At 59.0% G+C, this 22,249-nt stretch carries 24 protein-coding genes; 8 read left to right on the top strand and 16 right to left on the bottom strand.

What is annotated here, in order from left to right:
* Positions 1-11: 11 nt before the first annotated feature.
* Both PSCI_RS02525 and argF read right to left on the bottom strand, forming a co-directional pair.
* A complete protein-coding gene (locus tag PSCI_RS02525) occupies positions 12-1,088 on the bottom strand; it encodes an ABC transporter ATP-binding protein (RefSeq protein WP_045482420.1) in 1,077 nt (358 codons plus the stop codon).
* Positions 1,085-2,002 (bottom strand): ornithine carbamoyltransferase, encoded by a 918-nt coding sequence (gene argF, locus PSCI_RS02520; RefSeq protein WP_045482417.1) that lies wholly within the window; start codon positions 2,000-2,002, stop codon positions 1,085-1,087. Before argF ends, PSCI_RS02525 begins: the two co-directional genes overlap by 4 nt.
* A gap of 470 nt (positions 2,003-2,472) precedes the next feature.
* On the opposite strand from argF, the gene PSCI_RS02515 reads away from it, so the two are divergent.
* Positions 2,473-2,763 carry a hypothetical protein gene (locus PSCI_RS02515; RefSeq protein WP_045482415.1) on the top strand — a complete coding sequence of 97 codons (291 nt, stop codon included), beginning with the start codon at positions 2,473-2,475 and terminating at the stop codon, positions 2,761-2,763.
* Between the two features lie 187 nt (positions 2,764-2,950).
* Positions 2,951-3,277, top strand: a complete 327-nt coding sequence (gene grxD / locus PSCI_RS02510) for a Grx4 family monothiol glutaredoxin (protein ID WP_045482411.1) — start codon at positions 2,951-2,953, stop codon at positions 3,275-3,277.
* Between the two features lie 84 nt (positions 3,278-3,361).
* On the opposite strand, the gene bfr is transcribed toward grxD, so the two are convergent.
* The 4 genes from bfr to pyrC all read right to left on the bottom strand — a co-directional run bounded on the left by bfr (position 3,362) and on the right by pyrC (position 6,150).
* Positions 3,362-3,835 (bottom strand): bacterioferritin, encoded by a 474-nt coding sequence (gene bfr, locus PSCI_RS02505; RefSeq protein WP_045482408.1) that lies wholly within the window; start codon positions 3,833-3,835, stop codon positions 3,362-3,364.
* 200 nt (positions 3,836-4,035) lie between these two features.
* The gene (locus tag PSCI_RS02500; RefSeq protein WP_045482405.1) at positions 4,036-4,254 is read right to left on the bottom strand and encodes a bacterioferritin-associated ferredoxin; all 219 of its coding nucleotides are present in this window, start codon (positions 4,252-4,254) and stop codon (positions 4,036-4,038) included.
* A 178-nt stretch (positions 4,255-4,432) separates the two neighbouring features.
* Complete coding sequence (gene rnt / locus PSCI_RS02495; RefSeq protein WP_045482402.1) at positions 4,433-5,107, bottom strand: ribonuclease T; 675 nt, start codon at positions 5,105-5,107, stop codon at positions 4,433-4,435.
* Positions 5,104-6,150, bottom strand: coding sequence for a dihydroorotase (gene pyrC / locus PSCI_RS02490; RefSeq protein ID WP_045482399.1), 1,047 nt, complete (start codon positions 6,148-6,150; stop codon positions 5,104-5,106). Before pyrC ends, rnt begins: the two co-directional genes overlap by 4 nt.
* Positions 6,151-6,294: 144 nt before the next feature.
* Here pyrC and PSCI_RS02485 point away from each other — a divergent pair, with 144 nt between their 5' ends.
* Both PSCI_RS02485 and PSCI_RS02480 read left to right on the top strand, forming a co-directional pair.
* Positions 6,295-7,251: a flagellar protein MotY gene (locus tag PSCI_RS02485; protein WP_045482396.1), complete on the top strand. Its 957-nt coding sequence runs from the start codon at positions 6,295-6,297 to the stop codon at positions 7,249-7,251.
* A 298-nt stretch (positions 7,252-7,549) separates the two neighbouring features.
* The gene (locus PSCI_RS02480; RefSeq protein WP_045482393.1) at positions 7,550-8,767 is read left to right on the top strand and encodes an argininosuccinate synthase; all 1,218 of its coding nucleotides are present in this window, start codon (positions 7,550-7,552) and stop codon (positions 8,765-8,767) included.
* Positions 8,768-8,808: 41 nt separating this feature from the next.
* Here PSCI_RS02480 and PSCI_RS02475 read toward each other — a convergent pair whose 3' ends face one another.
* The 3 genes from PSCI_RS02475 to PSCI_RS02465 all read right to left on the bottom strand — a co-directional run bounded on the left by PSCI_RS02475 (position 8,809) and on the right by PSCI_RS02465 (position 10,164).
* Positions 8,809-9,087 carry a hypothetical protein gene (locus tag PSCI_RS02475; RefSeq protein ID WP_052483339.1) on the bottom strand — a complete coding sequence of 93 codons (279 nt, stop codon included), beginning with the start codon at positions 9,085-9,087 and terminating at the stop codon, positions 8,809-8,811.
* Positions 9,088-9,376: 289 nt separating this feature from the next.
* Complete coding sequence (locus PSCI_RS02470) at positions 9,377-9,619, bottom strand: hypothetical protein (protein ID WP_045482390.1); 243 nt, start codon at positions 9,617-9,619, stop codon at positions 9,377-9,379.
* A 44-nt stretch (positions 9,620-9,663) separates the two neighbouring features.
* A complete protein-coding gene (locus PSCI_RS02465) occupies positions 9,664-10,164 on the bottom strand; it encodes a hypothetical protein (protein ID WP_045482386.1) in 501 nt (166 codons plus the stop codon).
* Between the two features lie 1,071 nt (positions 10,165-11,235).
* On the opposite strand from PSCI_RS02465, the gene PSCI_RS02460 reads away from it, so the two are divergent.
* Positions 11,236-11,862: a response regulator transcription factor gene (locus PSCI_RS02460; RefSeq protein ID WP_045482383.1), complete on the top strand. Its 627-nt coding sequence runs from the start codon at positions 11,236-11,238 to the stop codon at positions 11,860-11,862.
* Between the two features lie 59 nt (positions 11,863-11,921).
* On the opposite strand, the gene PSCI_RS02455 is transcribed toward PSCI_RS02460, so the two are convergent.
* From PSCI_RS02455 to metG, 4 genes are all read right to left on the bottom strand, one after another.
* Positions 11,922-12,110, bottom strand: coding sequence for a PA3496 family putative envelope integrity protein (locus PSCI_RS02455; protein ID WP_045482380.1), 189 nt, complete (start codon positions 12,108-12,110; stop codon positions 11,922-11,924).
* A gap of 161 nt (positions 12,111-12,271) precedes the next feature.
* Positions 12,272-12,910 (bottom strand): endonuclease III, encoded by a 639-nt coding sequence (gene nth, locus PSCI_RS02450; protein WP_045482377.1) that lies wholly within the window; start codon positions 12,908-12,910, stop codon positions 12,272-12,274.
* A 32-nt stretch (positions 12,911-12,942) separates the two neighbouring features.
* Entirely contained in the window at positions 12,943-13,932 is a 990-nt protein-coding gene (rsxB, locus tag PSCI_RS02445; protein ID WP_045482374.1) for an electron transport complex subunit RsxB, read from the bottom strand.
* Positions 13,933-14,159: 227 nt separating this feature from the next.
* The gene (gene metG, locus PSCI_RS02440) at positions 14,160-16,202 is read right to left on the bottom strand and encodes a methionine--tRNA ligase (protein ID WP_045482371.1); all 2,043 of its coding nucleotides are present in this window, start codon (positions 16,200-16,202) and stop codon (positions 14,160-14,162) included.
* 155 nt (positions 16,203-16,357) lie between these two features.
* Here metG and apbC point away from each other — a divergent pair, with 155 nt between their 5' ends.
* Entirely contained in the window at positions 16,358-17,452 is a 1,095-nt protein-coding gene (gene apbC, locus PSCI_RS02435; protein WP_045482369.1) for an iron-sulfur cluster carrier protein ApbC, read from the top strand.
* 185 nt (positions 17,453-17,637) lie between these two features.
* Here apbC and PSCI_RS02430 read toward each other — a convergent pair whose 3' ends face one another.
* Entirely contained in the window at positions 17,638-17,847 is a 210-nt protein-coding gene (locus PSCI_RS02430) for a cold-shock protein (RefSeq protein WP_045482367.1), read from the bottom strand.
* 320 nt (positions 17,848-18,167) lie between these two features.
* On the opposite strand from PSCI_RS02430, the gene dcd reads away from it, so the two are divergent.
* Together dcd and PSCI_RS02420 are read left to right on the top strand one after the other, a co-directional pair.
* Positions 18,168-18,734 carry a dCTP deaminase gene (gene dcd, locus PSCI_RS02425; protein WP_003184751.1) on the top strand — a complete coding sequence of 189 codons (567 nt, stop codon included), beginning with the start codon at positions 18,168-18,170 and terminating at the stop codon, positions 18,732-18,734.
* 132 nt (positions 18,735-18,866) lie between these two features.
* Positions 18,867-19,079 (top strand): hypothetical protein, encoded by a 213-nt coding sequence (locus tag PSCI_RS02420; protein WP_045482365.1) that lies wholly within the window; start codon positions 18,867-18,869, stop codon positions 19,077-19,079.
* A 4-nt stretch (positions 19,080-19,083) separates the two neighbouring features.
* Here PSCI_RS02420 and pdeM read toward each other — a convergent pair whose 3' ends face one another.
* The gene (gene pdeM / locus PSCI_RS02415; RefSeq protein ID WP_045482363.1) at positions 19,084-19,743 is read right to left on the bottom strand and encodes a ligase-associated DNA damage response endonuclease PdeM; all 660 of its coding nucleotides are present in this window, start codon (positions 19,741-19,743) and stop codon (positions 19,084-19,086) included.
* On the bottom strand, positions 19,740-22,214 hold the full coding sequence (locus PSCI_RS02410) for a ligase-associated DNA damage response DEXH box helicase (protein WP_045482361.1): 2,475 nt from the start codon (positions 22,212-22,214) through the stop codon (positions 19,740-19,742). Before PSCI_RS02410 ends, pdeM begins: the two co-directional genes overlap by 4 nt.
* Positions 22,215-22,249: the final 35 nt, after the last annotated feature.

The following is a 22,249-nucleotide window of genomic DNA, read 5'->3' as shown; positions in this document are numbered from 1 at the left end:
TGAAGCCGCTCCTACGGGGTGATGGCGTGGGTGGCGACGGAGCCAGCAGCCGGGAACGCCACCAGGTGCTCGGCGGCCACACGAATGCCCACCTCAGCGCCCGTGCTGTAGTCGATGTGGCTGGGAAACAGCGCTTCGAGCTGGGTGCCGGTGGCCAGTTGCAGGCTATAGAGGGTCGAGGCTCCCTGGAAGGTGCGGCCAGTGACCTTTGCCTTCAGCGCACCATCAGGCGCATGGACGATATCGTCCGGGCGTAGCAGAACCTCTACCGCGCTGCCCGAGACGCCGGGGTAGGCACGGTTGCCGCGCAGAATGCCCAATTCGGTACTGATCGACTCATGATCGAGCAACTGGCCGCGGATGAAGTAGCCCTGGCCAATGAAGCTTGCCACATAAGGCGTGCGGGGTTCGTGGTACAGGTTGTACGGCGTGTCCCATTGCTCCAGACGGCCTTCCTTGAAGACGCCGATATGATCGCTTACCGCGAAGGCTTCTTCCTGGTCGTGGGTGACCAGAATCGCACTGGTGCCGCGGGTCTTGAGGATATCGCGCACTTCGTGGCTCAGGCGCCGACGCAACTCTACATCCAGGTTGGAAAACGGCTCATCGAGCAGCAGCAGCTGCGGTTCGGGGGCCAGGGCGCGGGCCAGCGCCACGCGTTGTTGCTGGCCGCCGGACAGTTCGTGGGGGTAGCGCTTGCCGAGTGAGCCGAGGTTGACCAGCTCGAGCAGTTCGTCGATAACCTGATTCAGCCGCGGGTGCTTGTTGATGCCGAAGCCGATGTTTTGCGCAACGGTCAGGTGCGGAAACAGGGCGTAGTCCTGAAACACCATGCCGATCCGGCGTTTCTCTGGTGCGAGGGTAAAGCCGGGTCGGGAAATCACATCACCGCCCAAGCTGATTTCGCCGGCATGGACCGGCTCGAAGCCGGCTATCGCACGCAATGTGGTGGTCTTGCCGCAACCCGAAGAGCCCAGCAGGCAACCGATATCGCCAACGTTCAGGTGCAGGTCCAGGTCCTGCACCACCCGTTGATTCTGATAGCCGCAGGCCAGATTGCGCAGGTTCAGCAGCAGTGGCTGGCTCATGGCTTGAACGACGGTGCGACCAGAAACTCCAGCAAGGCCTTCTGCGCGTGCAGGCGGTTCTCTGCCTGGTCCCAGGCCACGGCGCGGGGGTCGTCGAGCACGTCGGCGCTGATTTCCTCGCCACGGTGCGCCGGCAGGCAATGCATGAACAGCACGTCCGGGGCCGCCAGGTCGAGCAGCTCACGGGTGACCTGATAAGGTGCAAACAGTGCCAGGCGGCGTGCGGTTTCCTCTTCTTGACCCATCGAGGTCCAGACATCGGTGCTTACCAGATGCGCACCGGCCACGGCTTCTTTCGGATCGCGCAGCACCTGGACGCGGTCACCGGCCAGTGCCAGGAAGTCCGGGTTTGGCTCGTAGCCCGACGGGCAGGCGACGCGCAGCTGGAAGTCGAACTGGATGGCCGCTTCTATATAGCTGTTGCACATGTTGTTGCCGTCGCCGATCCAGGCCACGGTCTTGCCCTTGATCGAGCCGCGGTGTTCCAGATAGGTCTGCATGTCGGCGAGCAACTGGCACGGGTGCAGATCATCGGACAGACCATTGATCACCGGCACGCGGGAGTTGGCGGCAAACTCGGTCAGGTTGCTGTGGGCGTACGTGCGGATCATGACCGCGTCGAGCATGCGCGACATGACCTTGGCGCTGTCAGAAATAGGCTCGCCGCGGCCCAGTTGGGTGTCGCGATGAGACAGAAAGATGGCCTGGCCACCCAGCTGGATCATGCCGGCCTCGAAGGAAAGACGGGTACGTGTCGAGGATTTTTCGAAAATCATCCCCAGCACCCGGTTCTTCAAGGGTTCGAAAAGCACGCCGCGATTTCGCAGGTCTTTGAGCTCTACGCCACGACGGATCAAGCCCAGCAGTTCGTCTGGGGTGTAATCCATCATCGAGAGAAAGTGCCTGGCGTTCATTATTGACTACCTTTTTTGCAACAGACCGTAGCTGTCCAAACCGGTTTTTATCGGGAAAACGGACGAGATCTACAGCGAAAGCCGCATTGAGCGACGAAATAGGGAAGGCGCGATGGTATAAAAAAATGTCGCAGCATCGCAACGGCGCCGTTGATTTATAAGGGTTTGAGTGTATTTTGGCTTGATCTGTGGCCCGTCGGGGTCATGGGAAGGCGTTGACCGAGGGAGAAATCAGTTCCGTCCATTTTGTTGGGGGGCAAAGAGATCAGTTGTACACCGGGCTCTTGGTGTTTTGCAATATCCGCAACAAAAGCAGGCGCTTGCCTGTCGCAACCGGAGTCGCCAAAAACGTAGGTGGCTATATGTCATCACCGTGAATGCGATGTGCTTCACGCGGTGCTAAGATGGCTCGTATCTTTAGTGTCGGCCCTGAGTTATAAAAGCAGACAGATTACACGAGGGTTTTTCGGATGAACTCAAAGGAACGTCAACTAACGGAGCTTCTGGGCCTGACTGCCCGGACCCTGACGCATCTGACAGCCTCCATGACGTCCATGTCTTTTGAACTGCTGCGCAGTGAAGACGAGGTCACCCGGGCGGCGGGGCGGCGCATGATCGACCGCATGGCGACCATCAGTTCCGGCCTGGACGAGCACTGGCGCCTGATCGGCGACCTGACCGGTGTACCTGTCGCCCAGGAGCAGATCGAGACCGTTGCAGAAATCCAGATGCAACGCAAGGTCACGCCGATCGGCAATTGAGTCGACTCGCCAGTGAGGCACGGCAGCCGGGCAGGCAAGGATTGCGTTACACCGCACTGCACCCGCTTGTTCAAAATATTCTGCTGAACGCACAGCAGCGCCTCAAGACCGAGCGCTGTCTTCGGCTTTCCGTTACAATGTGCCACCGTGCCGACAACTGAGTCGGAAAGTTCAGCCGAGGTGCTTCATGGATATCATTGAAACGATCAAAGAGCAGATTGCCAACAACACAATCCTGCTTTACATGAAAGGCGCTCCGAACGCGCCACAATGTGGCTTTTCGGCCAAAGCGTCCCAGGCAGTCATGCAGTGTGGTGAGAAGTTCGCCTACGTCGACATCCTGCAGAATCCTGAAATCCGCGCCAACCTGCCCAAGTACGCCAACTGGCCGACCTTCCCGCAACTGTGGGTCGACGGTGAACTGGTCGGCGGCAGCGACATCGTCATCGAGATGTTCGAAAAGGGCGAGCTGCAGACCCTGATCAAGCAGGCCGCAGATAAAGCCAAGGGCTGATCGTCCTCGCTGAATGCGCCAAAAAAAGCCCCGCTCTGTCATACAGGCGGGGCTTTTTGCTGGCAGGTAGAACAGCCTGAGGGCTTATTCTTCGCCCATCTGCGATTGCAGGTAGTTCTCGATACCGATCTTGTCGATCAGGCCCAGCTGGGTTTCCAGCCAGTCGATGTGCTCCTCTTCCGACTCCAGAATGTCTTCGAGCAGTTCACGGCTGCCGTAGTCACCGACGGTTTCGAAATGAGCGATGGCGGCTTTCAGATCGGCCAGGCCTTTTTTCTCGATCTTCAGGTCGCACTCAAGCATTTCCTTGGTGTGCTCGCCAATCAGGATTTTGCCCAGGTCTTGCAGGTTCGGAATGCCTTCGAGAAACAAAATACGCTTGATGATCTTGTCAGCGTGTTTCATCTCGTCGATCGATTCGCGGTACTCGTGTTTGCCGAGTTTATTCAGGCCCCAATCTTCGTACATACGGGCGTGCAGGAAGTATTGGTTGATGGCGACCAGCTCGTTACCGAGGATCTTGTTGAGGTGCTGAATGACTGTAATGTCGCCTTTCATGTTGGTTTCCTGCCGCAGGCTAATGTCTATAGGCGGCGAGTTTGATCCGCACTCAGTGTACTGTCAAACCTAAGTTATTGAATAATAAGTGAATTTAAATCTGAATAAGAATGTTTGAGTTCTGCATTTTGCCGTTAAGTAATTGAATTACAGGCATAAAAAAACCGGACGCTGGGTCCGGTTTGATAAAAAGGCGTTAATTACGCGGCAGAAAATTCTGCGGGGTAGGCCAGTGCAGCCTGGCTGCTCTGGATTTCGGTCAGCGTCTCGCGGACCACTTGCTTGGCAAGGCATGCACACTTGCCACATTGAGTTCCAACGCCGAGAGTCTCACGGACATCGCGGTAGCTGCAGCAGCCTTCGAAGATCGCATCGCGGATTTTGCCGTCGGTGACGCCAAGGCAAAGACAAACGTACATAAGCTCGAACCATCGCTGTGTGATGCTGGTTGCGAGGCAGATTAATCGTAATGAGAATGCTTGTCAAAATTGTTTTGGCTTTTAACAAGATGCCCCGATAAGTGGTTCGGGGTTGTCACAGGCGGGTCATACAATGGGGGTAATGCGCCGTCAGTGACGGCGCATTGGCTGCGACTTTTCAGTCGTCGTAGTCGTGCCAGCCGCCCATATCTTTCCAGCGGTTCACAATGCCGCAGAACAGGTCGGCGGTCTTTTCCGTGTCGTAGCGTGCCGAGTGGGCTTCACGGCCATCGAAGTCGATGCCGGCCGCCTGGCAAGCCTTGGCCAGTACCGTTTGACCGTAAGCCAGACCAGCCAGCGTCGCGGTGTCGAAGCTGGAAAACGGATGAAACGGATTGCGCTTCATGTCCAGGCGCGCCACGGCGGCGTTCAAAAAGCCCAGGTCAAAACTGGCGTTGTGGCCGACCAACACCGCGCGCTTGCAGCCATTGGCCTTGAGCGCTTTGCGCACCCCACGAAAGATGTCGGTCAGGGCGGTTTCTTCACTGACGGCCATGCGCAGCGGGTGGTCCAGCTTGATCCCGGTGAACTCCAAGGCCGCGGCTTCGATGTTGGCGCCCTCGAAAGGCTCGACACGGAAGAAATAGGTGTGCTCAGGGAACACGAAGCCTTTTTCGTCCATACCGATGGTGGTCGCGGCGATTTCCAGCAGGGCATCGGTGGCGGCGTTGAAACCGCCGGTTTCGACATCGACCACTACAGGCAGATAGCCGCGGAAACGAGCGGCCATGGGGTGGCGCGAACCACCCCCCGTCGGAGCATCCAGATCGTCGTCGAAATGATCGTCACTCACGCATCGTTCTCCAGCAGGCGCCAGCGCAGTTTTTCACCGGCGCGCAGCGGGATGACAGCCAGCTCACCGAACGGCAGGCTGGTCGGGGCGGTCCATTCTTCACGGACCAGGGTAATCGTGTCCTGGTTGGCCGGCAGACCGTAAAACGCCGGGCCATGCAGGCTGGCAAAGCCTTCGAGCTTGTCCAGCGCATTGCGCTGCTCGAACGCCTCGGCATACATCTCGATGGCCGCATAGGCGGTGTAGCAGCCGGCGCAGCCACAGGCATTTTCCTTGGCGTGCTGGGCATGCGGCGCCGAGTCAGTGCCAAGGAAGAACTTGCCACTGCCACTGGTCGCGGCATCCAGCAACGCCACCTGATGGGTGTTGCGTTTAAGGATCGGCAAGCAATAGAAATGTGGACGAATTCCGCCGACCAGCATGTGGTTTCGGTTATACAGCAGGTGATGGGCGGTAATGGTCGCCGCGACGTTGGCCGGGGCGTCATTGACGAACTGCACCGCGTCGCCGGTGGTGATGTGCTCGAACACCACTTTAAGGGTCGGATAGCGCTCGACGACCTTACGCAGGTGTTCATCAATGAAGGTCTTCTCGCGATCGAACACGTCGATCTCGCTGCGCGTCACTTCGCCGTGCACCAGCAGCAGCAGACCTACCTCAGCCATGGCTTCCAGGGCACCAGAGATCTTGTCCAGGCTGGTGACACCGGAGTCGGAGTTGGTGGTTGCGCCGGCTGGGTACAGCTTGGCCGCGTGGACGAAGCCACTGGCTTTGGCGGCGCGGATATCGTCAGCGGTGGTGTGGTCGGTGAGGTACAGCACCATCAGCGGTTCGAAACGGCTGCCCTCGGGGCGCGCTGCGAGAATCCGCTGGCGGTAGGCATCGGCCTGCTGCGCATTGCGTACGGGCGGCACCAGGTTAGGCATGATGATCGCGCGGGCAAACGTGCGCGCGGCGTCAGCGACGGTATGAGGCAAAACAGCTCCGTCACGGAGGTGAATGTGCCAGTCGTCGGGACGCAATAGGGTCAGGCGGTCGGACATGGGGGATTCCAGGCGGTTCGAACTCGCGGGAATGCTACCGGAAAAGACAGTCTCAGGCACTCGCTATCAAGTTTTGTAGGAAGTTACCGATAGCCCTCAAGTAGGCATTTTCTGTTTTAGCGTCATTTTTAGGTGGAGCCTCCCGTGCGCCAATATCTAGCCTTGCTCAGCCTGTTCGCCAGTCTTCCCGCGATGGCGGTCAATTTCCAGACGCGCCTGGAAAGCATTGAATGGAAGGTTGAGGGCGATCAGTTCGAGTGTCGACTGAGCCAGCCGATCACCGACTTCGGTGCGGGTGAGTTCGTGCGCAAGGCCGGTGAGCAGGCGACCTTTCGTCTGAAAGCTTCCTACAACATGATGGGCACCGGGTCAGCCACACTGCTGGCCGCCGCTGCGCCATGGCAACCCGGTCGTGGTGATATCAACCTGGGCGCAGTGCGGGTCGGTAACGGCGAATTCCCGTTCAATTCTTCGCAGGCTCAGGCTGGCAGGCTGATCAACGGCTTGCTCGAAGGCCGCAGCCCGGTGATTCGTCACTATGCCCGAGATGGCGGCGGCAATATGGAAGTGCGCCTGTTGCCCGCAAGGTTTCGTGAAGCCTTTGGCGAGTATCAGGCGTGCACGGCCAAGCTGTTGCCGATGAACTTCGAGCAGATCAAACAGACCGAGGTCGGCTTTCCGGGTGGCGGGATCGAGCTCGACGCCAAGGCCAAGGCGCGCCTGGACAACATGCTGGCCTACATGAAGGCCGACCCGACCGTGAACCACGTTGAACTGGACGGGCACTCCGACAACAGTGGCAATCGCCTGACCAACCGCGACCTGTCGCGGCGCCGGGCGCTGGCGGTGATGGACTACCTGAAGGCCAATGGTGTGCCGGAAGAACAGATCACCCTGCGTTTTCATGGCGAGCGTTATCCGCTGGCGGCCAACACCAACAACGCCAATCGCGCCCGTAACCGGCGGGTCAATGTGCAGCTGGAGCGGGTTGCCCCGACCGAACGCCCGGCACCTGCCACGCCTGCGGAAGCAGCGCCGGCTGCACCAGCGGCGTCTGCCGCGCCAACCGCCAAGACCCCGGCTGCTGCCAAAACGTCCTGATCGCAGCCCTTGCCCCGCACGAGCGGGTATGCAGCCGTTGGGAGCGAGCCTGCTCGCGAAGAGGCCGGTAACGTCACAGCATCTGCTGCGAATATGCTGCCGTCTTCGCCAGCAACCTGACTCCCACCGGTATGATCGAACAGTGTTGAGCCAAAGGGGCTTTCAGGCGGGCGTCAGGTCGGACAGTTCTGGGTGCTACGTCTGTCGCCTGGCAATCACAAGCTGTCGCGCCACTGTAAATCTGCGGGTTTGAACGGTAGAATCAACGGTTTTCCGTACAACCCGGTGGAGTGATGGCATGGCGGACGTAAACAAGGTCGTACTGGCGTATTCCGGTGGCCTGGACACTTCGGTGATCCTGAAGTGGCTGCAAGATACTTACAACTGCGAAGTGGTGACCTTCACCGCTGACCTGGGCCAGGGCGAAGAGGTCGAGCCGGCTCGCGCCAAAGCGCAGGCCATGGGCGTTAAAGAGATCTACATCGACGACCTGCGCGAAGAGTTCGTGCGCGATTTCGTCTACCCGATGTTCCGTGCCAACACTGTCTACGAAGGCGAGTACCTGCTGGGTACTTCCATCGCTCGTCCACTGATCGCCAAGCGCCTGATCGAGATCGCCAACGAGACTGGCGCTGACGCCATCTCCCACGGCGCGACTGGCAAAGGCAACGACCAGGTACGTTTCGAGCTGGGTGCCTACGCACTCAAGCCAGGCGTCAAGGTGATTGCTCCATGGCGCGAGTGGGACCTGCTGTCGCGCGAGAAACTGATGGACTACGCCGAAAAGCACGCGATCCCGATCGAGCGTCACGGCAAGAAGAAGTCGCCGTACTCGATGGACGCCAACCTGCTGCACATTTCCTATGAAGGCGGCGTGCTGGAAGACACCTGGACCGAGCATGAAGAAGACATGTGGCGCTGGACCAAGTCGCCAGAGTCGGCCCCGGACACCCCGACCTACATCGAGCTGACCTACCGTGGCGGTGACATCGTTGCCATCGACGGCAAGGAGCTGACACCAGCCCAGGTTCTGGCCGAACTGAACCGCATCGGCGGCGAGAACGGCATCGGTCGTCTGGACATCGTGGAAAACCGCTACGTGGGCATGAAGTCCCGCGGCTGCTATGAAACTCCGGGCGGCACCATCATGCTGCGTGCCCACCGTGCCATCGAGTCCATCACCCTGGACCGTGAAGTGGCGCACCTCAAAGACGAGCTGATGCCGAAGTACGCCAGCCTGATCTACACCGGCTACTGGTGGAGCCCTGAGCGTCTGATGCTGCAACAGATGATCGATGCTTCCCAGGTTCACGTGAATGGCGTCGTGCGCCTGAAGCTGTACAAGGGCAACGTGATCGTGACGGGTCGCAAGTCGGACGACTCGCTGTTCGACGCCAACATCGCCACCTTCGAAGAGGATGGCGGTGCTTACAACCAGGCTGACGCGGCGGGCTTTATCAAGCTCAATGCACTGCGTATGCGCATCGCAGCCAACAAGAACCGCAAGTTCTTCTGATCGGTCGTCTGCAGCCCTGTCCGGGGCTGCAGACCCTGGTTTTAAGCTGTCTGCACGGCAACAGGGGTGCCCTTGGGTGCCCTTGCTGCGTTTTTGGAGGTCCTCTTCTGGCGCAGTAGCCGTGCGGATGACGGCTCGACCGGGCGGATAAAATCCTGCAGGCCCCGGAGGTCGAGCTGGTAACGCTTGAGCAATGACATCAGTTTTTTCTCGAACTCAAGTTCTCGTCCGAGCCGCTCGTCATGCGCCAGCATGTCGAGTTTTTCCTGTTGCAACTTCAGGGCATGTTCCAGTTCACGAAATTCTTTGAGTTTAGACATGATCGTTCCATCTCTATGAGGGGGGCGAAAACAGGTTCGGTGTCTATGGGTTGTGTGCGCATGAAGCCTCTCAAATAAGGGCGCCCGCAAAAGATTTTAATAATAGCGGGTTTTTAATAATCAACATCAGATGGCGTTTCAGCATGAATGAGCTGTGTTGCGCTTATCCGTTATGGCCACTGGTTTTTTTCAATGGCTTACCCTCGTGTATAGGGAATCTGACTCTGTTTGTTGAACTTTCCTACCTCCGCTGTCCCGTTTTTACTGCGTGTTAAAGTCTGGCTATTTTTCAGGTTTGGGTGTCTTCCTGATAAAAGCATTTGCAGGGGGCATACAATACCCTGGCATTGAAATTCAAGGTCAGGAAAAACATCACCACCAGGGTGGTGGGGAAAACAATCAGAAACCAGATATAAACCTGGCGGCTGTCAGTGTCCAGATAGGGCAATACCGTGGCCGCCGAGGCTTCTGACAGCGCGGCGAACAGTGCGATGACACTAATAGGGTTCATGATGCGATTAAAAAGGAACATTATTTGACTCCTGAACGGCAGGGCCGATTGTTGGCGATCGCGGGTCAAACCTGATGGTTGCTGAATTCAAAGCGATAGGCTTTACCGATGTCGAGAACCTCGCGCACGCTTAGCCCGAGGATTCTGGCGATTTCGGCTGTGCTGTAGCCCAGGCTTGAATAGTGCATGGCATGTCCGGCCGTTACATCATCAATGTCGCGAAGTGGCGTGTCTGGCCCATTACGCTGCGCCTGTATGGGGCGGCTGAAGTTGATCTTGATGTCATGTTGTTGTGCCAACTGACGAATATCCTTCCTGTTCATCTTAAGCGAATACTGCAAGGATGAAACACCGGCACCTTTGGCCGCCAGCAGCCTGAGCAGTTGCAGTTTTTCCGGCGCTGTGACGGTCAGATTTTCAGGCGTAACCGTTTCAACCGGTTCGGCTGTTTCTCCTTGGGGGATGATGGCGATAACCCCCCCTTGGGCCACGAAGTCCTCAACGGCAGCGGCCAGGTCCAGGGGTGACAGGGGGAGGCACAAAGCGGGTACGGGTTTGCTGTTCATGATCTATTCCTTTTGAACATGGTTATACACATGGCCATTCAAAAAGAGTCAGCAGGTCAAACTTACTGTTGCTGCGCGGCCATGCGGCGTGCGTCATTTATTCCCTACTGACAGGCACGTTGTCGGGTGGGCACGGTTTCATAACTTTCATTGAAGACGGTTGTGTTAGTTGTTTGTCTTAATGAACGGTTTATGTGCTGTAAGCAGGGGTGCTTTGTCAAAAAAGTAACGATTGACAATAGGAATTGCAAGTAAAAAAGTTGTACTCCAGAACCGTGCGCTTGAGGCTGTGGTATTGGTCTTACGAGCGCCCAGGCAGCGTCTGTTCGTGCTGTAGGTTATTTCCCCTTTAGCTGTTTAAGGGTGGATTCCGATAAGCACATGCTGTTAGCTCATCGTCGTTGGCGGTGCCGCCGGGGCGGGCTTTGAGGCGTTTGGTCTGTATGGAGTGACAAGAAATTCATAAAGAGTCGAGCGAAATTTTGTAAGGTATTTCTGAATATTGTGTAGTCGTGCTCCTGAAATAGATATGTGTATGAAAAGGGCATTCGGTTACGTGTAGTTTTAAACAAGGCGCTGGCAAATGGCCCGGCGCTGGTGTTGCCTGGCCATGGATGGCACGGTGCAGTTAGTGGCTAATTGGTGGCTGTTGGCAACGGTCCGGATTTTACGCAGCATGGCCGAATGCCGCAGTTTTCGTACAAAACCTGAAACCAGCAAAGTAATCGCGTGAAGGTGTGTAAACACATGGCGGTTTGCAAGCGTGTCTTGTTTGATTCACGTGTCTCGACAGGAAAAGTTAAGGCTCGCAAGCCGATGATGGGCGGCCCTTCAACATGGTTTTTTATGGGGCATGGAGAGGTTGGTCAGTGCATCGGATTGCGAAGGAGAAGACTTGTGATAGAAGTTAAAATCCAGCTGCTTATGGCAAGATTTGTAGGAAAGTTCTCTTCTAAGGGTGGGAATGGTCTTTGGGTGTTGGTCTTATGGGGCGTGCGCCATGCAAACTACTAAACGACTAGGCTATTGTGCTGGCTCCGAAAATTCGAATAGCAAAAATTGGACTGCACCATGAATAAAGTGCTGATCGTGGATGATCATCCTGTCATTCGCCTGGCTGTACGGATGCTGATGGAGCGCCATGGTTACGAGGTTGTCGCCGAAACCGACAACGGAGTAGATGCCTTGCAACTGGCGCGTGAGCACCTGCCGGATATCGTGATCCTCGACATCGGCATTCCCAAGCTCGACGGTCTTGAGGTGATTGCCCGGTTGTCGGCCATGGCGCTGCCGTTCAAGGTGCTGATCCTGACCTCACAATCGCCGGGGCATTTTTCAATGCGTTGCATGCAGGCCGGTGCGGCGGGCTATGTCTGCAAACAGCAGGACCTCACTGAATTGCTTAGCGCGATCAAGGCCGTATTGTCTGGCTATAGCTACTTCCCCAACCAGGCTCTGCACACGGTGCGCTCCAGCATGGGCAATGCCAGTGAGGCGGATATGGTGGATCGCTTGTCCGGGCGGGAAATGATGGTGCTGCAGCAGTTGGCCCGGGGCAAGACCAACAAGGAAATCGCCGACAGCATGTTTCTCAGCAACAAGACAGTCAGCACCTACAAAACGCGCCTGCTGCTCAAGCTCAATGCGCATTCGCTGGTCGATCTCATCGAGCTGGCGCAGCGTAACGGGTTGGCGTGATCAGGTTGGCAACAATACTCAGCCTCTCATCAGAGAGGCTTGGGATACGGCAGTTCCGATCAGAGATCGAAGTCGTAGTCGGCCAGTTCCCGTTTCAGGCGCCGCTCTTCGAGCAAGTTGTCGATTGTGCGGCGTTTGCTCAGATTGGTCTTTGCGGGTTCGGCAGTCCGGGTTTCGGCATCATCTGATTCGTTGGCGAATTCGTCTTCTACTACGTCTACATCCAGTTGCTCTTTGCCGGTGCTCATGCAAGTTGACTCCAGGCTTGGCGATCAGGCACCTCTAAAAACTGCCTGCGGGCTGGGCGTTTACGTTTTTAGAGCCACCCTGTTGGCGCCTCTTATATCGCCATTCCGTGCCTTGGTAAAAAAGATTTTTTCAATCGCCTGGCGGTAGTTGAAGCTATTACTCAATCGTCGGAGGTTTTTTCCTTGAAATCGCACAGGTCTTCGATCCGGCAACTGCCGCAGCGTGGCTTGCGGGCGACACAGACATACCGGCCATGCAGGATCAGCCAGTGGTGCGCATCCATCAGGTAATTTTTCGGGACGAACTTAAGTAGCTGTTTCTCAACATCGACCACGTTCTTGCCGGGTGCCAGCCCGGTACGGTTACTGACCCGGAAAATGTGCGTGTCCACCGCCATGGCGATCTGCCGAAACGCGGTATTGAGCACCACATTCGCGGTCTTGCGCCCCACTCCCGGAAGCGCTTCGAGGGCTTCGCGGGTCTGTGGCACTTCACCGTTGTGCTGCTCGACCAGCAGGCGGCAGGTCTCGATGACATTTTTCGCCTTGCTGTTATACAAGCCGATGGTCTTGATGTACTCCGACAGCCCTTCCACGCCCAGCGCGTAGATCGCCTGCGGTGTGTTGGCTACCGGGTACAGACGCGCGGTGGCTTTGTTGACGCTGACATCGGTCGCCTGCGCGGAGAGAATCACGGCAATCAGCAGCTCGAAAGGGGTGGTGTAGGCCAGTTCGGTTTTCGGGTCAGGATTGTCTTCGTGGAGCCTGCGGAAGATCTCCTGGCGTTTGGCGGCGTTCATGGTCGGTTTCCTGATCGGGCTTCTATGAGCCCTTATGGCTGTTCTGCGGCCTGGACGGCCTGTTCGGCATTGTGTAATTGAACACTTAGCATGGCCAGCTGTGATGCAGGCTCATTGTTTGCCTGAGCCTTGCTCAAGGCTGCACGGGCCATGGCCAGCTGGATCTTGGCACGCTTGAGGTCGCCGGCGGGCTTGCTGGCCGGCTGCACGGCGGCGGGAGAGGGCGCGGGGGCTTGCTCAAGCGCTGCTACGGCCTGCTCGGCTGCCTGGACTTCATGCTGCATCTGCAGCAAGCGCATGGCCTGCTCACGGATCGGCGGATGACCAAAGGCTTTGAGAGACCTGTTCAATTGGGCTCGGCTCAAGTTCAGGGTGATCCTGGCCTGCTTCAGGGCCTGGTCGTTCTGGGGCTGATTGTTGCGCGGCGTCGGTATTTGCCTTTCGACTGCCCTGCCAGGCGCTGGCTGAGGCTTGTGGCTGCGTGCCTGACGTTGTTCTTGCTCGCGGCGCAAGCGTGCCGTGCGTTGTTCATAGCGCTGACGGGCGTGATTACGCTTGCGGTCGCGGGCCTGCAATTGTGCAGCGTCATACGCCAGATCTCCGACGATGGGCACTACATTGGCCGATGGCAGCGGCAGCAGGTCAATGCAATCGACCGGGCAAGGCGCTACGCACAGATCGCAGCCGGTGCATTCGTCAACCAGCACGGTGTGCATCATTTTCGCTGCACCCACGATAGCGTCCACCGGGCAGGCCTGGATGCACTTGGTGCAACCGATGCATTCGGCTTCACGGATAAAGGCCACCTGGGCCGGTGCCGCACCACGTTCAGTGTCCAGAGGCAAGGCCGGGATGCGCAGCAGTTGTGCCAGGCTGGCAATGGTTTCAGTGCCGCCGGGTGGGCACTTGTTGATGGCTTCGCCGCTGGCAATACCTTGTGCATAAGGCAGGCAGCCGGGATGGCCACACTTGCCGCACTGGGTCTGGGGCAGCAAGGCATCAATGCGTTGAATCAGGCTCATGTTGCGGTTACTCGTTGAACAGGGCACCAGGCAGGCAAAAGGGCACCTCTAAAAACTACCTGCGTTGTCATCGCTGCGTTAAAAAGACAGGCACGCAATGCTCATTTACAACCCGTAAATTGCGCTTGCTTGCCTGTTTTTGCCTTGCTCTGACTGCTTTGCCTACGTTTTTAAAGGCACCCTGACGCCCGATAGCTGCATGCGCAGTTATCGGGCTTTGCCGAGTGTCACTTGATGCGCTGACCTGGCTTGGCGCCGCTGTCCGGGCTGAGCAGGTAGATCTCTTCACCGCCAGGACCGGCTGCCATCACCATGCCTTCGGAAACGCCAAAGCGCATTTTGCGCGGCTTGAGGTTGGCGATCATCATGGTCAGGCGACCTTCAAGCTTGCTCGGGTCCGGGTAGGCGCTCTTGATTCCGGAGAACACGTTACGCTGCTGATCACCGATATCCAGAGTCAGGCGCAGCAGCTTGTCGGCACCCTCGACGTGCTCGGCCTTGACGATCAGCGCCACCCGCAGGTCCACGGCAGCAAAGGCGTCGAACTCGATCTCGGGCGACAGCGGGTCCTTGGTCAATTCGCCGTTGCCTTGCGGGGCCGCAGGCTCGGTGCTGGCCGCCAGGTCTTCTTTCGATGCGCTGACCATTGCCTCGACCCTGGCCGGGTCGATACGGGTCATCAGCGCGTTGAACGGATTGAGTTGATGGTTGGCCAGCAGGGTCTGGTGGTCGTTCCAGGTCAGCGGTGCCACATTGAGGAACTGCTCGGCATCGGCGGCCAGTTTCGGCAGCACCGGCTTGAGGAAGATGATCAACTGACGGAACAGGTTGATGCCCAGTGCGCAAATGGCCTGCACCTCGTCCTGCTTGCCTTCCTGCTTGGCCAGCGACCAAGGTGCCTTGTCAGCAATAAAGGCGTTGGCGCGGTCGGCCAGGGCCATGGTCTCGCGCATGGCGCGGGAGAAGTCGCGGGCCTCATAGGCCTCGGCGATGCTCGGCGCGGCAGCCTGGAATGCAGCGGTCAGTTCTGGCGCGATGTTGCTGTCGACCAGTACGCCAGCGTTGCCCTTGTGAATGAACCCGGCGCAGCGGCTGGCGATGTTGACCACCTTGCCGATCAGGTCAGAGTTGACCTTTTGCACGAAGTCTTCGAGGTTCAGGTCCAGGTCGTCGACCCCGCGGCCCAGTTTGGCTGCGTAGTAGTAGCGCAGGTATTCCGGCGACAGGTGGTCCAGATAGGTGCGGGCCTTGATGAAGGTGCCACGCGACTTGGACATCTTCTGGCCGTTGACGGTCAGGTAGCCGTGCACGTTGATGCCGGTTGGCTTGCGCAGGCCGGCGCCTTCGAGCATGGCCGGCCAGAACAGCGCGTGGAAGTTGACGATGTCCTTGCCGATGAAGTGATACAGCTCGGTGGTCGGGTCCTTGTTCCAGTACGCGTCGAAGTCCAGCTCCGGGCGGCGTGCGCAGAGGTTCTTGAAGCTGGCCATGTAACCGATGGGCGCATCCAGCCAGACATAGAAGTACTTGCCCGGCTCGTCAGGGATTTCGAAGCCGAAGTACGGTGCGTCACGGGAGATGTCCCATTGCTGCAGGCCGCTGTCGAGCCATTCGGCCAGTTTGTTGGCTACTGCGTCTTGCAGGGTGCCGCTGCGGGTCCAGGCCTGGAGCATGTCCTGGAAGGCCGGCAGGTCAAAGAAGAAGTGCTTGGAGTCCTTGAGCACCGGCGTGGCACCGGAAATCGCCGATTTCGGGTCTTTCAGCTCGGTCGGCTCGTAGGTCGCGCCGCATTTTTCGCAGTTGTCGCCGTATTGGTCTTCAGCGCTGCATTTCGGACAGGTGCCCTTGATGAAGCGGTCGGCGAGGAACATCTTCTTGTCGGGGTCGAAATATTGGGTCACCGAACGGGTGGCAATATGACCAGCATCGCGCAGGCGGGTGTAGATCAGGCTCGACAGCTCACGGTTCTCTTCGCAGTGCGTGGAGTGGAAATTGTCGAAGTCGACCAGAAAATCGGCGAAATCGGTGCTGTGTTCAGCCTTGACGTTGTCGATCAGCTGTTCCGGGGTGATGCCTTCCTTTTCCGCGCGCAGCATGATGGCCGAGCCGTGAGCGTCGTCCGCGCAGACGTAGGTGCAGTGGTTGCCGCGGTGCTTCTGGAAACGCACCCACATGTCGGTCTGGATGTACTCAAGCATGTGGCCAAGGTGGATGGAACCATTGGCATAGGGCAGGGCGCTGGTTACGAGAATCTTGCGGGGCTCGGACATGGGGCTCGGCTACTTAAGTCATACACGGATCGGCCACTATAAAGGCCCGCGGTTTTTTTTTCATCCTGCGATGTTGCGGCGAAAACATGGCACCGCCCGTCATAACGGGTAGGATAGCCGCCTGTTTTACTCAAGTTTCTATTCGGAGCCAGTCCATGAGCGCAGTGAGCCGCGCAGCGGTGGAGACTATTCTTCGCCAGTACACCGACCCTTATCTCAACCAGGACCCGGTCAGCGCCGGTTGCGTGCGGGCCATCGACATCGACGGCGGCCGGGTCAGCGTGCAGTTGGAGCTGGGCTATGCCGCCGGGCTGTTCAGCAAGGGCTGGGCGCAGATTCTGCAAACCGCTATCGAAGGCCTGGACGGAGTGAGTTCGGCCAGCGTCAGCGTCACCACAAACATTCAGCCACACAAGGCCCAGAGCCAAGTGCCTGGCCTGGCCAACGTGAAAAACATCATCGCTGTGGCCTCTGGCAAAGGCGGGGTCGGCAAATCGACCACCGCTGCCAATCTGGCCCTGGCACTGGCCCGTGAAGGCGCGCGGGTCGGCATTCTCGATGCGGATATCTACGGCCCCAGCCAGGGCATCATGTTTGGCATCCCTGAAGGCACCCGGCCGAAGGTCAAGGACCAGAAGTGGTTCGTGCCCATCGAGGCGCATGGCGTTGAAGTGATGTCGATGGCGTTTCTCACCGACGACAACACGCCGATGGTCTGGCGCGGGCCGATGGTCTCCGGCGCTTTGCTGCAACTGGTGACCCAGACCGCCTGGAACGACCTGGATTATCTGGTCATCGACATGCCGCCGGGTACCGGTGATATCCAGTTGACCCTGGCGCAGAAGGTGCCGGTGGCCGGCTCGGTGATCGTCACCACCCCGCAGGATCTGGCGCTTCTGGATGCGAAGAAGGGCGTGGAGATGTTTCGCAAGGTCAACATCCCGGTGTTGGGCGTGGTCGAGAACATGGCTGTGCATATCTGCTCGAACTGCGGGCATGCCGAGCATCTGTTCGGTGAGGGTGGCGGCGAGAAACTGGCCAGTCATTACAACGTCGATCTGCTGGCCTCATTGCCACTGTCGATGCTGATCCGCGAACAGGCCGATGGCGGCAAACCCACTGCCATCGCTGAGCCTGAGAGCCAGATTGCGATGATTTATCAGGAGCTGGCCCGCCAGGTGGGCGCGCGGATTGTGCTGCAGGAAGCGGCCAGCCCGGCGATGCCAACGATCTCGGTCAGCGACGACTGATCACATCCTTGCAACCGATGGCGGCCGTAGGAGCTGCTTTAGCAGCGAAGGGAATTCGCGGCTGAAGCGGATCGCCGCCCGGCCGCTCCTACGGGGTTCCGCGTGGCGGCAAGCACCACGGTAAATTCCGGGCATAAAAAAACCCCGCTTTGTGGGCGGGGTTTTTTGAAGCGAGTCAGCGCAAATTAAGCGATTTGCACTTCTTCAGCCTGCATGCCTTTCTGGCCGCGGGTAGCGACGAAAGTAACTTGCTGGCCTTCTTTCAGGGTTTTGAAGCCATCGATCTGGATAGCTTTGAAGTGTACGAACAGGTCGTCACCGGATTGTGGAGTGATGAAGCCGAAGCCTTTCTCATCGTTGAACCACTTAACGGTACCGGTTTGGCGATTGGACATGATACATCTCCTTGGACAAAGTTAACTGCGACTCAGGAAACACCCTGGCCGAGACTGAGTGCAAAGAGCTGGAAATTCATGGTGATGGTGATATTCAACATCGTGTAGAGATTCTCAGTGACACAAGCAACACAGTGGCGCCACCTTAACCCTTTTTCCTGCAAACGCCAATGGGCATCTGAGGATTATTTGTATTGCCAAACAATGGCTGCCCGCCGTGGCCCTGCACAGGGTCCGGCAGCCTTTTGGCCTTTGTACGAGACGGCGTGGACCGGTAAGATGCCCGCATATTTTTCACCTTGCTATTTCAGGACACCGCCATGAGCATCAAATCGGACAAGTGGATTCGCCGCATGGCGCAAGAGCACGGCATGATCGAGCCTTTCGTCGAGCGCCAGATGCGCGGTGAGGGCGCCGACCGGCTGATCTCCTTCGGTGTGTCAAGCTATGGTTACGATGTGCGTTGCGCCGATGAATTCAAGGTGTTCACCAACATCAACTCGGCGACCGTTGATCCGAAAAACTTCGATGAGAAGAGCTTCGTCGACGTCAAGAGCGACGTCTGCATCATTCCTCCAAACTCCTTCGCCCTGGCCCGCACCGTCGAGTACTTCCGCATTCCGCGCAATGTGCTGACCATTTGCCTGGGCAAGAGCACCTACGCACGCTGCGGCATCATCGTCAACGTCACCCCGCTCGAGCCCGAGTGGGAAGGCCACGTGACCCTGGAGTTCTCCAACACCACCACGCTGCCGGCCAAGATCTACGCTAACGAAGGCGTGGCGCAGATGCTGTTTCTGGAGTCCGATGAAGAGTGCGAAGTGTCGTACAAGGACCGTGGCGGCAAGTATCAAGGCCAGCGCGGCGTGACCCTGCCACGTACCTGAGTGGCCGCTGACTGCTTGTCCAGGGCAAGGTTTCATGATTGTTTCATGGAATTTAAAGCCTGTTTGGCACTCTACTGAGCAAGCTGTTTCTGCCCGCCTTTGAGGCGGGTGACCAGACGCTCAGGAGTGCCTATGAAGATTGACTCAAAACCCATTGGACAAGACGCTGCTCCGCTTAACGAAATCGGCCTGCTGGCCTGGTCGTTGTTGGCCGACGAGCATCTGAATATGGTGGGCGGCGGGATTCCAGGCCAGCCGACCCCCGACACGCCGCAGCCCGATCAGCCCCAGGAACCCGGTGTGCCAACCGTGCCGGATGAGCCGCCACCTGCGCCTGTGGCCTGACATTCTAGCTTTCCAGCGCCCAGACCCCGCCGTCGCCTGCCACAAACAGGCGTCGGCGCGGTTGTGCCTGGACCCCATACCCGCCCGTGAATTCGCCGAAGGCTGGCAGCAGGCTGACCTGCTCGTCGAGCACAAAGCACGGCAGGCGCAAGCGCTGGCGCCCCCGGCCCTTCAAGGTAAACACCGGATGCACATGCCCGGCCAGCACGTGATGAGTCGGGTGCGGATCGGGCTCGTGCTGCAAGGCAAACGGGCCGAGCAGCAGCGGGGCGTCCACCACCTTGATACGCAGATAGCCGGGCGGGTCGCCGGCCCGGTTATCGTGGTTGCCGCGAATCAGACAGATATTCAGCGCAACATGCCGCTGGCGCCACTCAGCCAAGGCCGCCAGGGTGGCCGGCGCGTGTGATTGTGGCGCGTGCAGCAAATCACCGAGAAAAATCAACTGTTCAGTCGGATAGTCGGCCAGCAGGCGGTCGATCCGCCGCAGGTTGGCGTCAGTCGTGCCATGCGGCACCGGCTGGCCCAGACGCCGGTAGGCAGCAGCCTTGCCGAAATGCGCGTCGGCGATCAGCAGGGTCTGCTGGCTTGGGTAATACAGCGCCTTGTCGGCCAGCAGCCACAGGGTTTCCCCGGCCAGTTGTACAGGCAGGTATGCGCTCATGCGTCAGGCTCCGGGCCGGCGGCTTTTTCCAGGTCACGCACCATGCGCGCAATGCGATCGGCGAGTTTCTCGCTGCTCAGGCTCTCGCGCAGGCGTTCGACCAGCAGCGGAAAGGCCAGCGGCGAGGCGCGCTTGAGGGCATGCAGGTCCATGGGCAGGCGCGCCATTTTCTGCAACGTGTCCTGCAGGCGCTGATAATCCAGCTCCAGGCTCAGCACTTCGTCATGGGCCTGGAGCAGCAGACGATTATCGGCGTCGTACTGCTTGAATACCTCGAAAAACAGGCCGCTGGAGGCCTGCAATTGGCGGGTGCTTTTCGGTGCGCCGGGGTAGCCGGAAAACACCAGCCCGCCAATCCGGGCGATTTCCCGGAAGCGTCGCTGCGCCAGTTCACTGGCATTGAGGCTGGCGAGGATGTGCTGGTCCAGGTCGGCATCGCTGAACAAATCGCCCTGATGCAGCAATGCGTTCCAGTCCAGCTCGCTGGCGCTGAGCAGTTCCAGGCCGTAATCATTGACCGCCATCGAGAAACTCAGCGGCCTTTGTTGGCTTAATCGCCAGGCCAGCAAACTGGCCAGCCCCAGATGCACATGGCGGCCGGCGAACGGGTAGATGAACAGGTGCCAGCCTTCGCGGGACTTCAGGGTTTCAACCAATAGCCGGTTACTCTGCGGCAATGCCGACCACTGGCGCTGGACTTCCAGCAGCGGCCTGACCGCCTGCATCGGCGGGCTGTCGTATACGCCATGCGCTGCTGCATCAAACTGCGCGACCACTGCGGCGGCCAGTTCACTGGACAGCGGCATGCGCCCGCCATTCCAGCGCGGTACGGCGGCCTTCTTGCCGGTCGCACGCTTGACGTAGGCGGTCATGTCCTCGACCCGTACCAGCTCCAGCAAGCGGCCACCGAACAGAAAATTATCGCCAGGGCGCAGACGGGCGATAAAGCCTTCCTCCACTGTGCCCAGCGAGCCGCTGCCTTTCTTCCAGTACTTCACGTTGATGCTGGCATCGCTGACGATGGTACCAATACTCATCCGGTGCCGACGTGCCAGGCGCGCATCCGGCACCCGCCATACGCCGTGCTCGTCCGGTTCGACCCGGCGGTAATCCGGGTAAGCGGTGAGCGAATGGCCGCCGCTGCGCACAAAGGCCAGCGCCCACTGCCAGTGGGTTTGGTCCAGATTCCGGTAAGCCCAGGCGCCGCGCACTTCCTGATACAGCTCGTCAGGCAGGAAGCCGCCGCCCAGCGCCATGCTGACCAGATGCTGCACCAGCACATCCAGCGGCTGGTGCGGGCTGTGCCGGGGTTCGATCATGCGTGCGGCCACAGCGACCTGAGCAGCCGCGGCTTCGACCAGTTCCAGGCTATGGGTCGGTACTAACGTCACTCGCGAGCGGCGGCCCGGCGCGTGGCCGGAGCGTCCGGCACGCTGCATCAGGCGGGCAATGCCCTTGGCCGAGCCGATTTGCAGCACCCGCTCGACCGGCAGAAAATCCACCCCCAGGTCGAGGCTGGAGGTACAGACCACGGCCTTGAGCTGACCGTCCTTGAGGGCGCGCTCGACCCAGTCACGCACCTCCCGCGCCAGCGAGCCGTGGTGCAGGGCGATCAAACCGGCCCAGTCCGGGCGCGCCTGCAACAGTGCCTGATACCACAGCTCCGATTGCGAGCGGGTATTGGTGAACAGCAGGCAACTGCTGCTGGCATCCACCTCGGCCACCACTTGCTTGAGCATCGACAAACCCATGTGCCCGGACCACGGAAAACGCTCGATAGTGGGCGGCAACAGGGTGTCGACCTGCAGATCCTTGACGACCTTGCCCTGCACGCTGACACCGGCATCGCCAAGCAGCACCTGCCGCGCATGCTCCTGATTGCCCAGGGTTGCGGAAATGCCCCACACCACCAGGTGCGGATTCCAGCGCCGCAGGCGGGCCAGGGCCAGTTGCAGTTGGACGCCGCGTTTATTGCCGATCAGCTCGTGCCATTCATCGACCACCACCATCTGTAGATGGCCCATGGCGACCTCGGCGTCGGCGCGGGCCAGCAGCAGGGTCAGGCTTTCCGGGGTGGTGACCAGTGCCGAGGGCAGGCGTCGGCTTTGCCTGGCTCGTTCACCGCTCGTGGTGTCGCCGGTGCGCAGGCCCACCGACCAGCCAATCTCCATCGCGGCCAGCGGCGCGCTGAGCGCGCGCTGGGTATCGGCGGCCAGCGCGCGCATCGGGGTGATCCACACCACGGTGAGTGGTGCGCTTTTGTCCTTGCCCTTGGGCGGTGTTTTGGTCTTGCCGACAAAACGATTGAGCGCCGCCAGCCACACCGCGTAGGTCTTGCCGGAGCCGGTGCTGGCATGCAGCAGCCCGGACTCGCCGCGTTTCACGGCGGCCCAGACCTGCTTCTGAAAAGGGAAGGGCGTCCAGCCCAGCCGCTGAAACCAGGACCGGGCGATATCGGCAGATCTGCTCATGAACTACGGCGCATTCCTGAAAGGCTCAGGATAGG

The sequence above is a fragment of the Pseudomonas sp. StFLB209 genome (assembly GCF_000829415.1).
In the GTDB taxonomy this organism is placed as follows: domain Bacteria; phylum Pseudomonadota; class Gammaproteobacteria; order Pseudomonadales; family Pseudomonadaceae; genus Aquipseudomonas.
This window is presented reverse-complemented; position numbering and strand designations above follow the sequence as displayed.

Bases quoted from the DNA above. Each gene is read 5' to 3' on its own strand.
- apbC (WP_045482369.1), top strand. From the start codon at position 16,358: ATGAGCGCAGTGAGCCGCGCAGCGGTGGAGACTATTCTTCGCCAGTAC.
- pyrC (WP_045482399.1), bottom strand. From the start codon at position 6,150: ATGTCCGACCGCCTGACCCTATTGCGTCCCGACGACTGGCACATTCAC.
- nth (WP_045482377.1), bottom strand. From the start codon at position 12,910: ATGAACGCCGCCAAACGCCAGGAGATCTTCCGCAGGCTCCACGAAGAC.
- metG (WP_045482371.1), bottom strand. From the start codon at position 16,202: ATGTCCGAGCCCCGCAAGATTCTCGTAACCAGCGCCCTGCCCTATGCC.
- PSCI_RS02525 (WP_045482420.1), bottom strand. From the start codon at position 1,088: ATGAGCCAGCCACTGCTGCTGAACCTGCGCAATCTGGCCTGCGGCTAT.
- PSCI_RS02480 (WP_045482393.1), top strand. From the start codon at position 7,550: ATGGCGGACGTAAACAAGGTCGTACTGGCGTATTCCGGTGGCCTGGAC.
- grxD (WP_045482411.1), top strand. From the start codon at position 2,951: ATGGATATCATTGAAACGATCAAAGAGCAGATTGCCAACAACACAATC.
- argF (WP_045482417.1), bottom strand. From the start codon at position 2,002: ATGAACGCCAGGCACTTTCTCTCGATGATGGATTACACCCCAGACGAA.
- PSCI_RS02420 (WP_045482365.1), top strand. From the start codon at position 18,867: ATGAAGATTGACTCAAAACCCATTGGACAAGACGCTGCTCCGCTTAAC.
- PSCI_RS02430 (WP_045482367.1), bottom strand. From the start codon at position 17,847: ATGTCCAATCGCCAAACCGGTACCGTTAAGTGGTTCAACGATGAGAAA.
- PSCI_RS02410 (WP_045482361.1), bottom strand. From the start codon at position 22,214: ATGAGCAGATCTGCCGATATCGCCCGGTCCTGGTTTCAGCGGCTGGGC.
- rsxB (WP_045482374.1), bottom strand. From the start codon at position 13,932: ATGAGCCTGATTCAACGCATTGATGCCTTGCTGCCCCAGACCCAGTGC.
- PSCI_RS02455 (WP_045482380.1), bottom strand. From the start codon at position 12,110: ATGAGCACCGGCAAAGAGCAACTGGATGTAGACGTAGTAGAAGACGAA.
- PSCI_RS02515 (WP_045482415.1), top strand. From the start codon at position 2,473: ATGAACTCAAAGGAACGTCAACTAACGGAGCTTCTGGGCCTGACTGCC.
- PSCI_RS02460 (WP_045482383.1), top strand. From the start codon at position 11,236: ATGAATAAAGTGCTGATCGTGGATGATCATCCTGTCATTCGCCTGGCT.
- pdeM (WP_045482363.1), bottom strand. From the start codon at position 19,743: ATGAGCGCATACCTGCCTGTACAACTGGCCGGGGAAACCCTGTGGCTG.
- PSCI_RS02475 (WP_052483339.1), bottom strand. From the start codon at position 9,087: ATGTCTAAACTCAAAGAATTTCGTGAACTGGAACATGCCCTGAAGTTG.
- PSCI_RS02500 (WP_045482405.1), bottom strand. From the start codon at position 4,254: ATGTACGTTTGTCTTTGCCTTGGCGTCACCGACGGCAAAATCCGCGAT.
- dcd (WP_003184751.1), top strand. From the start codon at position 18,168: ATGAGCATCAAATCGGACAAGTGGATTCGCCGCATGGCGCAAGAGCAC.
- PSCI_RS02470 (WP_045482390.1), bottom strand. From the start codon at position 9,619: ATGTTCCTTTTTAATCGCATCATGAACCCTATTAGTGTCATCGCACTG.
- bfr (WP_045482408.1), bottom strand. From the start codon at position 3,835: ATGAAAGGCGACATTACAGTCATTCAGCACCTCAACAAGATCCTCGGT.
- PSCI_RS02465 (WP_045482386.1), bottom strand. From the start codon at position 10,164: ATGAACAGCAAACCCGTACCCGCTTTGTGCCTCCCCCTGTCACCCCTG.